We start from the raw sequence: 13,267 nt of genomic DNA on the forward strand, positions 1-13,267 counted from the left end.
AGGCCGCTTCCACGAGGACGGGACGGGGCCCCGGAGAGCGGACTCCCCGGGGCCCCGCATCCGGTGGATCAGACCTGCGCGCGCTCCTCGACGACCTTCGCGATCTTCGCGACGGCCTCGTCGAGCGGGATGCCGTTCTCCTGGGAGCCGTCGCGGTAGCGGAAGGACACCGAGCCGTTCGACATGTCCTCGTCGCCCGCGATGACCATGAAGGGCACCTTCTGCTTCTGGGCGTTGCGGATCTTCTTCTGCATGCGGTCGGAGGAGGAGTCGACCTCGACCCGCAGCCCCTGCTTCTTCGCGGCCGCGGCGAACTTCTCCAGGTACTCCACGTGCGCGTCGCCGATCGGGATGCCGATCGCCTGCACCGGGGCCAGCCAGGCCGGGAAGGCGCCCGCGTAGTGCTCCAGGAGCACCGCGAAGAACCGCTCGATCGAGCCGAAGAGGGCACGGTGGATCATCACCGGGCGCTGCTTCGAGCCGTCGGGGCCGGTGTACTCGAGGTCGAAGCGCTCCGGCAGGTTGAAGTCCAGCTGGATGGTCGACATCTGCCAGGTGCGGCCGATGGCGTCCTTGGTCTGGACGGAGATCTTGGGGCCGTAGAACGCGGCGCCGCCCGGGTCGGGCACGAGCGGGAGGCCCTGCTTCTCGGCGACCTGGCGCAGCGTCTCGGTCGCCTCCTCCCAGACCTCGTCGGAGCCGACGAACTTCTCCGGGTCCTTGGTGGACAGTTCCAGGTAGAAGTCGGTCAGGCCGTAGTCGCGCAGCAGGCCGAGGACGAAGGTGAGCGTCTTGTCGAGCTCCTCCGACATCTGCTCGCGCGTGCAGTAGATGTGCGCGTCGTCCTGGGTGAAGCCGCGGGCACGGGTCAGACCGTGCACGACGCCGGACTTCTCGTACCGGTAGACGGTCCCGAACTCGAAGAGGCGCAGCGGCAGTTCGCGGTAGGAGCGGCCGCGCGCATCGAAGATCAGGTTGTGCATCGGGCAGTTCATGGGCTTGAGGTAGTAGTCCACGCCCTCGTCGAGCTGCATGGGCGGGTACATGCCGTCGGCGTACCAGTCCAGGTGGCCCGAGGTCTCGAAGAGCTTCCCCTTCGTCGCGTGCGGGGTGTAGACGAACTCGTAGCCCTCCTCCTCGTGGCGGCGGCGCGAGTAGTCCTCCATGACCCGGCGGATGATGCCGCCCTTGGGGTGGAAGACGGCGAGGCCGGAGCCGATCTGCTCGGGGATGGAGAACAGGTCCAGCTCGCTGCCCAGCTTGCGGTGGTCGCGCTTCTCCGCCTCGGCGAGGAAGTCGAGGTGCGCCTTCAGCTCGTCCTTGGACGGCCAGGCGGTGCCGTAGATGCGCTGGAGCATGGGGTTCTTCTCGCTGCCGCGCCAGTAGGCGGCCGCGTTGCGCATCAGCTTGAACGCCGGGATGAGCCGGGTGGTGGGCAGGTGGGGACCGCGGCAGAGGTCCTTCCAGCACAGCTCGCCGGTCTTGGCGTCCAGGTTGTCGTAGATGGTCAGCTCGCCGGCGCCCACCTCGACGTCCGCGCCGTCGTCATGGGAGGCGGCGCCCTTGAGGCCGATCAGCTCCAGCTTGTACGGCTCGTCCGCCAGCTCCTCGCGGGCGGCCTCGTCGGTCACCACCCGGCGGGAGAACCGCTGCCCGCGCTTCTGGATCTCCTGCATCTTCTTCTCGACGGCCTTGAGGTCCTCGGGCGTGAACGGCTTCTCGACGTCGAAGTCGTAGTAGAAGCCGTCCTTGACCGGCGGGCCGATGCCGAGCTTGGCCTCGGGGAACAGCTCCTGCACGGCCTGCGCCATGACGTGCGCGGTGGAGTGGCGCAGGATGTCGAGACCGTCCGGGGAGGAGATCTCGACGCCCTCGACGGTCACGCCGTCGCGCAGTTCGTGGGCGAGGTCCTTCAGTTCGCCGTCCACGCGCGCGGCGACGATCGAGCGCTCACCGGCGAAGAGATCGGCGGCCGTGGTGCCCGTCGTCACCGTGCGCTCTTCCCGCTCGGAATCGCGTTGGATGATCACACGGACGTCTGACACCGGTCTCTCCTGACTGAAGGCGGAAGCGCGGCCCGGGACACATCGCCACGCAAGAGGCGATCGTACCGACCCGGGACCGCCCTCCGCGAAATCATTCCCCTCCGCAGGCCTCCTCGAAGAAGTCCAGGTTCTCCTGGAGCGATTTCATCAGCCGGTCCCGTTCGGCGTCGTCCACCTGCACCGGGACCACGCCGTGGGCGCCGGTGAGCCTGCGGAACCCGCCCCGGCTCTCCAGCCGGCCCTGCACCCGCACCGGCAGTCCGACCAGGTGGGCCTGGCCGGCGATGCGGTAGTCCTCCTCGTCGAGGGTGAGCCGGACCTGCGGGACCTCGGCCCCGGCGAGCACCCGCAGCCGTACGCCGCCCTCGCCGCGCGGCCCCGACCTGCGCAGCCGGACCACGGTGCCGGTGATCCGCACGGACACGGAGGGTTCCTCCCGCAGGTAGCGGGCGCCCGCCTCGCGCAGGGCGGTGAGGTCTCCGGGGGAGAACTCCACGGGTTCGGCACCGGCCGCGCAGTCCTCGGGGACCCCGGCGGCGGGCGCCCACTCGACGGCGATCCGGGCTCCCTCGGTGCCGCGCACCAGGGCGACGAGCGCCTCGGTCAGCTCACGGCTGGCACCGGCCTCGACGGCGCCGTCGAAGGCGTCCATGCCGCCGGTGGCGCGCCGGTAGTCGATGGCCTCGCGGACGGCGTGGAGCGCCTGGTGGAGGCGTACGGCGAGGGGGCGGGCGGTGCCGACGGGGGCGAAGGCGGTCAGCCGGCGGCCGTCGGCGGCGGTGCCGACGAGGACGCTCTCCAGCATGGCGCCGGCCGACCGCCGGTGGCGGGCGCCGTGGTAGCCGGCCCGCGCGCGGGTGGCGAGCGCGCCGGCGAGCAGCATCTGCCGGGCGGCGTCGCGCAGCCGGTCCTCGACCGCCCAGGAGGTGGTTCCGGCCGTCTCGGCGGGCCCGGAGGGGGTCTCCCGCCACCAGCGGATCTCGTCGCTCGGCACGGCCAGGGCGAGGAGGACCTCGCGGGCGGCGGGCGTCTGGCTGCGCTCCAGCGCCAGCAGCGCCTCGCCGAGCAGGTCGTCGCTGTCGGGGAAGGCGCGGTTCTCCGGTACGAGCAGGCTGGTCGCGGCGCCGCCCGGTCCGGGCGGGGTCCAGCGGCCGTAGCGGCCGGCCGCGCCGCCGCGGCGCTGCCAGCCGTGCCGGCGCAGCAGGGCGCCGAGGACGGCCGGGTCGACCTCGGCGGCCTCGGGGGGCCGGTTCCAGGAGGAGTCGACGGGGTGCGGCCGTACCGGCCTCAGGGGCTCCTGCAGCGGGCGGTGCGTCATGGTCTGCCTCCCGTCCCGACCCGCGTCATGATCTCGCACAGCGCCCGGTCGTCGAAGATCCGTGCGGTCGGGATCCGCACGGTGGTCCGGAACCGGCCGGTGACCGGATGTCCGGCCAGGTTGACCCAGTAGCAGCAGTGCCGCAGGTCGAGCCGGTCGTGTCCGGCCCGCAGCCACTGGTCCCGGGACCGCGGGACGATCATCACGACGAGGATCTTGTGGACCGACACCGGGGTGCGGGCGAGCTTGCGCAGGTGGTCGTTGTCCAGCGTGAAGGAGAAGAAGGGCCCCGGGGGGTCGGGCGGGAGCTGGTACGTGGCCTTCAGCTGCACCTTGATGGTCACCTCGTCGTCGACGGTGTGTCCGGGGGCGCTGTGGCTGACGTGCCAGTCGATGCCGTTGTCGGGGAACGGCTGGGACAGCGAACAGCCCGCGGCCGCGGCGACCGCGTGGAGATAACCGACCTGGAGTGTCTCCATGCACGCCGTGGTGGCGAGCGATCCGCGAGGAGGGCCCGTGAGTTCGGGCAGCAGCCCGCCCCGTTCGGGCTGCGCTGTCACCATGACCGAACAGCCTTCCGAGCAATGAGGATCCCCGGCACCGGGGACTGGGAGAACTTCGCTTCAGGCCCTTGAACTGGCAGGACCGGTACTCCTGTTGTCTCCTCCCGGCGTACGGCGCAAACAGGCCGGGTATCACCAGACGGGCAGAGGACGGGGCGTCAGCCGCCGTGGACGAGTGAGGGGTTGGGTGGACATGACGTGCTGGTACGAGGGGCCGCTGGCGGCCTTCGACACGGAGACGACGGGCGTCGACGTCGAGACCGACCGGATCGTGTCGGCCGCGCTGGTCGTGCAGGACGCGCCGGGTCACCGGCCCCGGGTGAGCCGGTGGCTGGTGAACCCGGGCGTGCCGGTGCCGGAAGGGGCGACGGCGGTCCACGGTCTGACGGACGAGCACCTTCAGCGCAACGGCCGCTGGCCGGCGCCGGTGATGTACGAGATAGCCGAACTGCTCGGTGAGCAGGCGGCGGCGGGGCGGCCGTTGGTGGTGATGAACGCACCGTTCGACCTGACGCTGCTCGACCGCGAGCTGCGCCGGCACCGCGCGTCCACGCTGGGGCACTGGCTGGAGCCGGCGCCGCTGCGGGTGCTGGACCCACGGGTCCTGGACAAGCACCTGGACCGCTACCGCAAGGGCCGCCGCACGCTCACCGACCTGTGCGGGCACTACGGCGTGACGCTGGCCGAGGCGCACGACGCGGCCGCGGACGCGCTGGCCGCGCTGGAGGTGGTGCGGGCGCTGGGCCGGCGTTTCGCGGCCCGGCTGGAGCGGCTGTCCCCCGCCGAGCTGCACGCGCTCCAGACGTCCTGGCACGCGGCGCAGGCCCGCGGGCTCCAGGCGTGGTTCGCGCACAGCGGCACCCCCGAGACGGTGGACACGTCCTGGCCGCTGCGCCCGGCGCTGCCGGCGGCGGCGTGACGCGGGGCGCCCGGCCGGCCCACGGAAACATGTAAAAAGCCGGTCCGCGTGATGCGGACCGGCCTTTTCCGGTGGGCGATACTGGGTTCGAACCAGTGACCTCTTCGGTGTGAACGAAGCGCTCTCCCACTGAGCTAATCGCCCGGGAACGGACTGAACAATACAGGTCCCCCCGGGGATCCTTCAAACCGCTTCGAGATACCGGAGCAGGCCGCGCCGCCCGGCTCTCATCATCAGCCGGTGGTTGGCGCGGAACAGCGGGCGCCCGGGCACGGCGAACCTCCTGAGCAGCGGCTTGGTGACGTCGACGACCTGCTCGTAGCGGGCCAGGCTCCCGGAGCCGTGCGCGGTGACCGTCCAGCGCGCCCAGCCCTCGAGGTCCCCGGCCATCGCGATCTCCAGCACCCCGGCCACCGGGTCCCGCCGCACCTCGCGCGCGGTGAAGGTCAGGCCGTACGGCAGGAACGAGCGGACGGTGACGACACCGGTGGCGCCGTCCAGCCGGGTCACCTCGCGGACCTGCGGCCACCAGCGCGGATAGTCCTCGACCCGCTCCAGCGCCGCGTGGACGGCGGCGGGCGGCGCGGGCAGCGGCCACCGGCTGAGGAAACGGTAGTGGTTGAGGTCCATGCGTCGAGTGTGCCCGCCCGCGGGCCGGGAAGGCCGGGATCTGAGTACGCCCTGAGTAGCCACGCTCATGCCCCACGGCGGGACGGGGGCCACACTCCGTTCCATGACGCACCTTCCGCCCCCGGCCGAGGAGCTGCGGCTCCTCGACGCGGAGCTGTGGCAACTGGACGCCCGCCGGGCCCAGTTGCTCGCGCGCCGCGCCTGGCTGCTCGCCTCGCTCCAGTCGTCGCGCCCGGCCGCGCCGCCCCTGCCCCCGGCCGCGCCGCGCCCCGAGGCGAGCGCCCCACGGGTCCAGAACGTGCTCCTGCTGCTCGGCGGCATCCTGCTCACCGTCGCGGCGGTCGCGTTCACGCTCGTCAGCTGGGGGCACCTCGGGATCACCGGACGGGCCCTGGTGCTCGGCACGGTCACCCTGGCGGTGCTCGCCGCGCCGCTGCCGCTGCTGCGGCGCGGACTGCGCTCGACGGCGGAGTCGGTGGCCGGTCTCGGCCTGGCCCTGACGGTGCTGGACGCCTACGCCCTGCACGAGGCGGCCCTCGCCGGCACCGACGGCACGGGCTACGCGGCGGGCGCGGCGGCGGTGCTCGCCGGGCTCTGGGCGGCGTACGGCCGCGGTCTCGGCGCGCTGCGGCTGCCGCTGCCCGCGGCGCTGGTGGCGGCCCAGCTCCCCCTGACCCTCTGGTCGGTCGCGGCGGGCGCGGACCCGTACGCGGTCGCCACGGCGCTGCTGGTGACGGCCGGTCTGGACACGGTCCTGGCGCTGGTGCTGCCGGCCGGTGCCGGCGGTGCCGTACGGGTGACCGCCACCGCCGGCGGGTACGGCCTGGGCGGCTGGGGCGTTCTGGCGGCGGGCTGGCTGTCGTGGACGGCCGGCGGTCCGGGCGACGCCGCCCGCGCGGCGGCGCTCCTCGCCTTCGCGGCGGTGATCGCGCTGGTGGCGGCCGCGCGGCTGCCGGAGCCGGGCGTCGCGGCGGGCACGGCGGTCGCCGGGGGTCTGCTGCTGGTGGCGGCGGCCGGCGGCCCGCTGCGGGCCGCCCTGCCCGCCGGCTGGGCGGTCCCGGTCCATCTGGCGTTCGGCGTCGCGCTGTCGGCGGCGGTGCGCGCGGACCGGCTCCCCGAGCCGGTGCGGCAGGGACTGGTCCGGGCCGCCGCCGCCGTGCAGGCGCTCGCACTGCTGTGGGCGGTGCCGCTGGTGGTCGTCACGCTGCTGGGACCGCTCGGCTGGGCGGAGCGCCCCTGGCGGGGCGAGCCGTCGGACGCCCGTGCCGCGGTCACCGTGCACACGCCGTGGCCGCCGTACGCGGGGCAGGCCCTCCTCGTCCTGGTGGCCGTCGCCGGTGTCCTGTTCCTGGCGGGGCGGCACGGGGCCCGGCGGCCGTGGGTGCGGACCGGGGCGCCGGTGCTGGCCTGGGCGGCCTGCGTGGCCCTCCCGGCGGTGCTCGGGCTGCCCTATGTCGCGGCCCTGGCGATGCTGGGTGCCGTGACGGTGGCGACGGCCTTCCTGCCGACGCCGTGGCCGGCTCTGGCCGGCTCGCTCCACCTGGCGTTCCTCTCCCTGGCGACGCAGTCGGCGACCCTGACCGTCCTGTCGGCGCTGACCGTGTCGTGTGCGACGGCGTCCCGGTGGCCGCGCCTCGCCCCGGTCGCGGCGCCGGCCGCCCTCGGGTACGCCACCGCGCTGGCCGTCGCGGCCGGCGCCGCGGCGGGCTGGCAGCCGTCCCACACGGCGCTGCTCGTTCTCTGCGTCCCCGTGGCCGCTGCTCTGGCCGCCGCCCGGCTCGGCGCGTCGGCGGCGACCGTGCCGGTCGAGGTGACGGGAGCCGCCGCCGCGCTGCTCGCCCTGGGCCTGGCGGCGCCCGACGCGCCGATGCTGGCCACGGTGCTGGCGGCCTGCGGCGTGATCGCCGCGGGCACGGCGGCCCGGCCCGACCGCCGTCGGGCCGCGTACCCGGCCGCCGCCCTGTTCCTGCTGGCCGCCTGGGTCAGGCTCGCCGCCTGGGACGTCACCACCCCGGAGGCGTACACCCTTCCCGTGACCGTGCCTGCGCTGCTCGTCGGGGCCTGGCGCCGGCGCCGCGACCCGCTGACCGGGTCGTGGACGGCGTACGGCCCCGGCCTGGCCGCGACCCTGGTGCCGAGCCTCGCCGCGGCCTGGAGCGACCCGCAGTGGCCGCGCCCGCTGCTGCTGGGCGCGGCCGCCCTGCTGGTCACCCTGCTCGGCGCCCGGCACCGGCTGCGGGCCCCGCTGGTCCTCGGCGGCTCGGTGCTGGTACTGGACGCCCTCCACGAACTGGCCCCCTACCTGGTGCAGGTGGCCGACGCGCTGCCCCGCTGGGTGCCCCCCGCGCTCGGCGGAGTCCTGCTGCTCGCCGTGGGCGCGACGTACGAGCGGCGGCTGCGGGACGTCCGGCACGTGCGGGATGTCCTGGGCAGGATGAACTAGCCCAGGACATCCCGCGGGGAACCGGCCTTCGCGGACCGCTCCCCTACGACGGCATCCTGTCGCCGAGGAGTGCCAGGTTCTCGATGGCGGCGAGGCCGTAGAGCGCGGTGTCGTTGGTGGACACCCATGCGGCCTCACTGCCCGGCACCAGGGTGACGGGCCCGCTCAGTGCCTCCGTCTTCCAGGGCGCGGACTCCTTGTAGCCGTCGGAGTTGTAGAACTTCTCCCAGGCCCGCTTGGCGAGTTTGTCGTCCCCGGTCCGCACGGCGGCGTACGCGTCGAGGCGGGAGTGGCCCTGGAACAGCAGCAGGGTGCCGAAGTTGGAGCCGTAGCGGGCCGCCTGCTCGGCCTTGGTGGCGTTGAAGTAGCGGCAGTAGTCGAAGTAGGCCTCGTTGAACTTCGGCATGTCCACGAGGTGGATCAGCTCGGCGCACAGCTCGTTGAGGCCGAAGACGGCAGAGAGGTGCGAGACGCCGACGGCGGGCTTCTCGGCGACGGCGAACCTCCCGGTGTCCAGGTCGTAGAGGCCGGTGCCCTGGACGAAGCCGTTGGGCTGGGCGGCGATCGTCTCCATCGTCGACAGCACGCGGGCCCTGGCCTTCTCCCACTTGGGGCCCTTGCGCTCCCACTCCGTGAGCCAGGCCGACACCAGGCCGCTCCAGTCCGTGCCGAAGCCGATCGACAGGGCGTGCCGGTCGGGGGTGTACGGCTCGGTGCGGATCTTGCGGATCGGGTCCAGGACGAGGAACGTCTCGTCGGAGTCGACGTTGGCGTGCATGAGGTCGCCGACCCGCTCGTCGGCGGTGAGGAAGTAGTAGTAGCGGCGGTACGTCGTGTTGGCGATGCGCTGCTGTTTGGCGCTGTCGGCGTAGTGCTGGACGCCGTGCCGGGTGCCGAGGCCGGCCCACTGGCCGAGGTGGTACACGTCCACCTCGCCGGTGTGCCGGGTCATCGCCTCGGCGAAGCGGAAGATGTCCGACCGGCCGCTGCGCAGGTACGCGAACCAGAGCCAGAGGTCCGGCGACAGCTCGGAGTTGTCCCAGGCGTAGCCGCCGATGTCGTACCGCCACTGGTGCCGCACGGTGTCGTAGGTGTGCATGATGTCGCCGTAGTCCCAGAAGCCGTACCAGCGGCGCTGCTCGACCTGGTCCTTGTAGTAGGTGAAGAGGAAGTCGAGGTGGTCCTCGATCTTCGCCTTGGCGGGGGTGGAGCGGTCCGGCTCGGAGTAGAGGCCCGGACCGAAGACCTGGGCCTTGATGAGCTGCTTGGGCGGGGCGGCGAGCTGGGGCAGCACCCGGACGGCCTCGACCTGTTCGGCGAGCTGCGCGGGGGTCGGCGTCGACTCGTTGGCCCAGAAGAGGAGTTCGGAGGTACGGGCGATGCCGTAGGGGGTGCCGAAGCCGGGCTCGTAGTCCTCGTAGGTGATGTTGAGGCCCTCGAGCTGTTCGGCGTAGGTGTCCTGCTCCATGCCGTCGTGGTAGAAGCGCAGGTCCATGGGCTGCGCCTCGGGCGACCAGAGCCAGAGGGTGACCTCGGCCTCCTCGGTCTGGGCGTCGCGGATGTCGAGCTGGGCGGGGAACTTCTCCCAGAAGTCCCGCAGCCCGAAGGAGAGTCCGCCGCTCGCCCCGCCGACGTATCCGAAGCCGGAGGCGCGCCTGCCGCCGCCGGCGCCGATCCAGCCGTGGCCCTTCCCGGTGCGCTTGCGCACGGTGAAGCCGTCGGCGGAGAGCTGGGACAGGGTGTAGTCGCCCCATTCGGGGATGTACGGGAGCCGGGTGGTGACCCGCTGGTCCCAGGTGGCCGGGTCGGGCAGCTTCTCCCCCGCGTACTGGGCGGCCTGCACGGCCGCGCCCGGGTCGCGGCGCAGGCCGGTGATGCCCTTGACGGCCTCGCGCAGCAGCCCGGTGCCCTCGCCGCCGATGCGGATGTGACGGTCGTAGGCCGCGTCGCGCATCGGGACGGTGAAGCGCACGCCGAGGCCGCGGATGAAGTCGCCACTGGCCTTGCCGGGCTCCTGCGTGCCGTCGTAGGTGATGGTGTGCACCATGCGGAAGGAGTCGGCGCCCGCGTAGAAGTAGAGGCGGATCGAGAAGGGCAGCCAGCTGCGGCTGCCCTTGCGGTGCTTGCCGTCGATGCGGACGACGGCGCGGACCGGGCCCTCCTGCTCGACGGTGACGGCGTCGACGGCCCCGTCGAAGCGCTCGGTCTTGACGGCGCCCTGGTCCCCGTCCTCGATCTCGGGCTGCCGGATCAGCACCAGACGGCCGTTCCTGGCGATCTCGGTGGAGCCGCGGGTGATCGACTTGACGAGGGTGGCGCCGGACTTGCCGATCTTCGCGGTGATGACACCGGTCGACACGTCGATGGTGCCGCCGCTCTTGTCGACGGTGACCTTCCTGGCGGGGGCGGCCGGCGCCCCGGCGGCCAGGGTGAGCTTGCCGTTGCCCGAACTGACCGCGTGGGCGGTCCACTTGAGCGATCCGTCCGGCCAGTAGGCGATCGGCCAGGACTGTACGGGGACGGCCTTGCCGTCGGCGTCCGTCAGCGCGAAGGTCTGGTCCTCCCGGTGGACGCCCATCGGCCAGGGCACGCCGAGCGTGGAACCGGGGGCGGCACCGAGGCCGCCGTCCTCCAGCCAGTCCAGGGTGACCGGGTCGGCGTCCGCGGGCGCCGCCGCGGGGGCGGCCTCGGCGTTCTTCGTCCCTAGCGCCCAGGAGAACTGTGCGGCGGCTCCGGCGACGGCCGCCGCCTTGAGGAGGGACCTGCGGGGGATGGGAGACATGGGATGCTGCCTTTCCTTCCGTGCGGAATGCAGGGGGTGGTCAGGGGCATGACAGATCGAGGTCCGGCGCCCGGGGCGCCGGCCCGGAGAGGGGCACCGCCCGTCAGCGGTGCCGGTGACGCTCCTCGACGGCGACGGCCGCCGCCGCGACGGCCCCCAGCACGGGAACCGCCAGCGGCGCGACGAACAGGGCGGACAGCGCCATGACGCCCAGCCCGCAGACGATCAGGAAGGACCCCGCGGGGTCGAGCACCGTCCGGCGTCCGGCGTCCGCGAGCAGGGTCCGCCAGGAGTCTTCCGGCGTCCATACGGCGGCCGCCCGCAGCAGGGCCACGACCAGCCCGATCAGTGCGAACAGACCGACGGCCCCGACGAACGGCCCGCCGGGCAGCCCGGCCCGCGCGGCCTGGACGTCCAACCGGACCGCGGCGGCCGCCGCCCACCCGGCGAGCCCGACGGCCCACCCGTGGCGCAGGGCGGCCCGGAAGTCCGCGACGAACTCCCGCAGGCCGCCGCCCTCATGGCGCGTACGCCGTCGCAGGTGCCGTGCGCCGGCGGCGAGGGCGGCGGGGTAGGTGACGACCCCGAGACAGGCCACGGCGATCCACACGCCGGTGAGCAGGCACTCGGCGAACACCGCGAAGCGCTCGCCGAACACGGACTCCTTGCGCGGGCGCTCCTTGCGCGGGGCGCGGTCCTTCACGCGTGCTTGCGCCATGGTGACCGCCTCAGCCCTTCAGCCCGGACGTCGCCATGCCGTCGATGAGATAGCGCTGGAAGGCCATGAAGAAGGCGATGACCGGCACCAGCGCCACCAGCGACATCGCGATCATGCTGCCGTAGTTGGAGATGCCCTCCTGGTCGCGGAACATCATCAGGCCGAGCGAGACGGTGTACTTCTCGGGGGTGTTGAGGTAGATCAACGGCCCCATGAAGTCGTTCCACGCGTTGATGAAGGTGAAGATGGCACTGGTGATGAGGGCGGGCCGGCACAGCGGCAGCACGATGGACCAGTAGGTCCTCAGGTGGCCGCAGCCGTCGAGTTTGGCGGCCTCGTCCAGCTCGCGCGGCAGCCCGCGCATGAACTGCACCATGAGGAAGACGAAGAACGCCTCCGTGGCCAGGAACTTGCCCGCGACGAGCGGCACCAGCGTGTCGACGAGCTCCAGGTTGCGGAACATCACGTACTGCGGGATGAGCAGGACGTGGTACGGCAGCAGCAGCGTGCCGATCATCAGCGTGAACAGCAGGTTCCGCCCGGCGAACCGGATCTTGGCGAAGGCGTACGCGGTCAGCGAGCTGGACACCACGACACCGGCCACGGCGAGGACCGCGTACATCAGCGAGTTGACGAAGAAGCTGCTGATGGAGATGCCGGAGATGCCGTCGGCGAGTCCGGAGAAGTTCGCCCAGACCGGCTCGGTGGGCAGCAGGTCGAGGCTGGCGATGATGTCCTTGCTCGGCTTGAACGAGGCGCCGACCACCCAGATCACGGGATACAGGACTACCGCGAGGATGACGAGCGCGCCCACGTGCCAGGCGAGCGATCCGGTGCGCCGCCGCTCGTCCGCGGTGCGCGCGGCGGGGCTGGTGGCGGTGGTCACTTGGCGGCCTCCTCGTAGTGCACCCACTTCTTCTGCGACCAGAACAGGACCGCCGTGACGAGCGCCACCGCGACCACCAGCGTCCAGGCCATCGCGGAGGCGAAGCCCATCTGGGCCTCCTTGAAGCCCTTCTGGTAGAGGTAGCAGGTGTAGACGAGCGTGGCGTCGGCGGGCCCGCACCGGGTGTCGGAGACGACGTACGCGGAGCCGAACACCTGGAACGCGTGGATGGACTCCAGCAGCACGTTGAAGAACAGCACCGGGGAAATCATCGGGAGCGTGATGTTCCAGAACCTGCGGAAGGGTCCGGCCCCGTCCACCTCGGCGGCCTCGTACAGCTCCCGCGGAACCTGCTTGAGGCCGGCCAGGAAGATGACCATGGGCGCGCCGAACTGCCAGATGCTCAGGGCCACCAGCGCGTAGAGGACGTAGTCCGGGTTGCCGATCCAGCCGCCCACGTCGAGACCGAAGATCTTCTGCGTGCGGTCGACGACCGCGTCGTCCGAGAACAGCGCCCGCCACACGAAACCCACGGAGACGCTGGCGCCGATGAGCGAGGGCATGTAGAACGCGGCCCGGTACAGGCCCTGGCCGCGCCGCTTCTGCGCGAGCAGCAGCGCGACGCCGAGCGCGAGCAGCAGCTTCAGCGGAGTGGCCACGACGACGTACTTCAGCGTGACCTCCACCGACTTCTGCCAGCGCGGGTCCTGGAACATCGTCGTGAAGTTGTCCAGCCCCACCCACCGGGGCGGCGTGAACAGGTTGTAGCTGGTGAACGCGTAGTAGAGGGACGCGATCATCGGCCCCGCCGTGAGCAGCAGGAACCCCGCGATCCACGGCGACATGAAGAGATAGCCGGCGAGGTTCTCGCGGCGCCGCCCGCGCCGCCCGGCGACGGGAGCGGCGGACCGCTTCCCGGCCGAGCGCGCGGGCGCTTCCTTGACGAGCGTCATGATGGTACGT

At 72.5% G+C, this 13,267-nt stretch carries 10 protein-coding genes and 1 tRNA gene; 2 read left to right on the forward strand and 9 right to left on the reverse strand.

Going from position 1 to position 13,267, the window contains the following annotated elements; genetic code table 11:
- Positions 1-68: 68 nt before the first annotated feature.
- The 3 genes from thrS to ACH4N1_RS16475 all read right to left on the reverse strand — a co-directional run bounded on the left by thrS (position 69) and on the right by ACH4N1_RS16475 (position 3,926).
- Entirely contained in the window at positions 69-2,045 is a 1,977-nt protein-coding gene (thrS, locus tag ACH4N1_RS16465; protein ID WP_398097704.1) for a threonine--tRNA ligase, read from the reverse strand.
- A 91-nt stretch (positions 2,046-2,136) separates the two neighbouring features.
- Positions 2,137-3,363, reverse strand: a complete 1,227-nt coding sequence (locus ACH4N1_RS16470) for a hypothetical protein (RefSeq protein WP_398097705.1) — start codon at positions 3,361-3,363, stop codon at positions 2,137-2,139.
- Positions 3,360-3,926, reverse strand: coding sequence for a DUF4365 domain-containing protein (locus ACH4N1_RS16475; protein ID WP_398097706.1), 567 nt, complete (start codon positions 3,924-3,926; stop codon positions 3,360-3,362). The genes ACH4N1_RS16470 and ACH4N1_RS16475 overlap by 4 nt, the downstream gene beginning before the upstream one ends.
- Before the next feature lie 193 nt (positions 3,927-4,119).
- Between ACH4N1_RS16475 and ACH4N1_RS16480 the strand changes: the two genes are divergently transcribed.
- Positions 4,120-4,845, forward strand: coding sequence for a 3'-5' exonuclease (locus ACH4N1_RS16480; protein ID WP_398097707.1), 726 nt, complete (start codon positions 4,120-4,122; stop codon positions 4,843-4,845).
- A 72-nt stretch (positions 4,846-4,917) separates the two neighbouring features.
- Here the strand turns inward: ACH4N1_RS16480 and ACH4N1_RS16485 are convergent.
- Both ACH4N1_RS16485 and ACH4N1_RS16490 read right to left on the reverse strand, forming a co-directional pair.
- A tRNA-Val gene (locus ACH4N1_RS16485) sits at positions 4,918-4,989 on the reverse strand.
- Positions 4,990-5,028: 39 nt separating this feature from the next.
- Positions 5,029-5,475: an SRPBCC family protein gene (locus ACH4N1_RS16490; RefSeq protein ID WP_398097709.1), complete on the reverse strand. Its 447-nt coding sequence runs from the start codon at positions 5,473-5,475 to the stop codon at positions 5,029-5,031.
- Between the two features lie 103 nt (positions 5,476-5,578).
- Here ACH4N1_RS16490 and ACH4N1_RS16495 point away from each other — a divergent pair, with 103 nt between their 5' ends.
- Positions 5,579-7,918 (forward strand): SCO7613 C-terminal domain-containing membrane protein, encoded by a 2,340-nt coding sequence (locus tag ACH4N1_RS16495; protein ID WP_398097711.1) that lies wholly within the window; start codon positions 5,579-5,581, stop codon positions 7,916-7,918.
- Between the two features lie 43 nt (positions 7,919-7,961).
- Here ACH4N1_RS16495 and ACH4N1_RS16500 read toward each other — a convergent pair whose 3' ends face one another.
- From ACH4N1_RS16500 to ACH4N1_RS16515, 4 genes are all read right to left on the reverse strand, one after another.
- Positions 7,962-10,700, reverse strand: a complete 2,739-nt coding sequence (locus ACH4N1_RS16500) for a Tat pathway signal sequence domain protein (protein WP_398097713.1) — start codon at positions 10,698-10,700, stop codon at positions 7,962-7,964.
- Positions 10,701-10,803: 103 nt separating this feature from the next.
- A complete protein-coding gene (locus ACH4N1_RS16505; RefSeq protein ID WP_398097715.1) occupies positions 10,804-11,418 on the reverse strand; it encodes a hypothetical protein in 615 nt (204 codons plus the stop codon).
- Positions 11,419-11,428: 10 nt separating this feature from the next.
- Complete coding sequence (locus tag ACH4N1_RS16510) at positions 11,429-12,304, reverse strand: carbohydrate ABC transporter permease (protein ID WP_398097717.1); 876 nt, start codon at positions 12,302-12,304, stop codon at positions 11,429-11,431.
- Positions 12,301-13,257 carry a carbohydrate ABC transporter permease gene (locus ACH4N1_RS16515; protein ID WP_398097720.1) on the reverse strand — a complete coding sequence of 319 codons (957 nt, stop codon included), beginning with the start codon at positions 13,255-13,257 and terminating at the stop codon, positions 12,301-12,303. The genes ACH4N1_RS16510 and ACH4N1_RS16515 overlap by 4 nt, the downstream gene beginning before the upstream one ends.
- Between the last annotated feature and the right edge of the window lie 10 nt (positions 13,258-13,267).

The organism is Streptomyces sp. NPDC017202 (assembly GCF_044331705.1).
In the GTDB taxonomy this organism is placed as follows: Bacteria; Actinomycetota; Actinomycetes; order Streptomycetales; family Streptomycetaceae; genus Streptomyces.

Excerpts from the sequence above, each read along its gene's own strand:
- ACH4N1_RS16505 (WP_398097715.1), bottom strand. The coding sequence starts at position 11,418 with ATGGCGCAAGCACGCGTGAAGGACCGCGCCCCGCGCAAGGAGCGCCCG.
- ACH4N1_RS16500 (WP_398097713.1), bottom strand. The coding sequence starts at position 10,700 with ATGTCTCCCATCCCCCGCAGGTCCCTCCTCAAGGCGGCGGCCGTCGCC.
- ACH4N1_RS16515 (WP_398097720.1), bottom strand. The coding sequence starts at position 13,257 with ATGACGCTCGTCAAGGAAGCGCCCGCGCGCTCGGCCGGGAAGCGGTCC.
- ACH4N1_RS16490 (WP_398097709.1), bottom strand. The coding sequence starts at position 5,475 with ATGGACCTCAACCACTACCGTTTCCTCAGCCGGTGGCCGCTGCCCGCG.
- ACH4N1_RS16495 (WP_398097711.1), top strand. The coding sequence starts at position 5,579 with ATGACGCACCTTCCGCCCCCGGCCGAGGAGCTGCGGCTCCTCGACGCG.
- ACH4N1_RS16470 (WP_398097705.1), bottom strand. The coding sequence starts at position 3,363 with ATGACGCACCGCCCGCTGCAGGAGCCCCTGAGGCCGGTACGGCCGCAC.
- ACH4N1_RS16480 (WP_398097707.1), top strand. The coding sequence starts at position 4,120 with ATGACGTGCTGGTACGAGGGGCCGCTGGCGGCCTTCGACACGGAGACG.
- ACH4N1_RS16475 (WP_398097706.1), bottom strand. The coding sequence starts at position 3,926 with ATGGTGACAGCGCAGCCCGAACGGGGCGGGCTGCTGCCCGAACTCACG.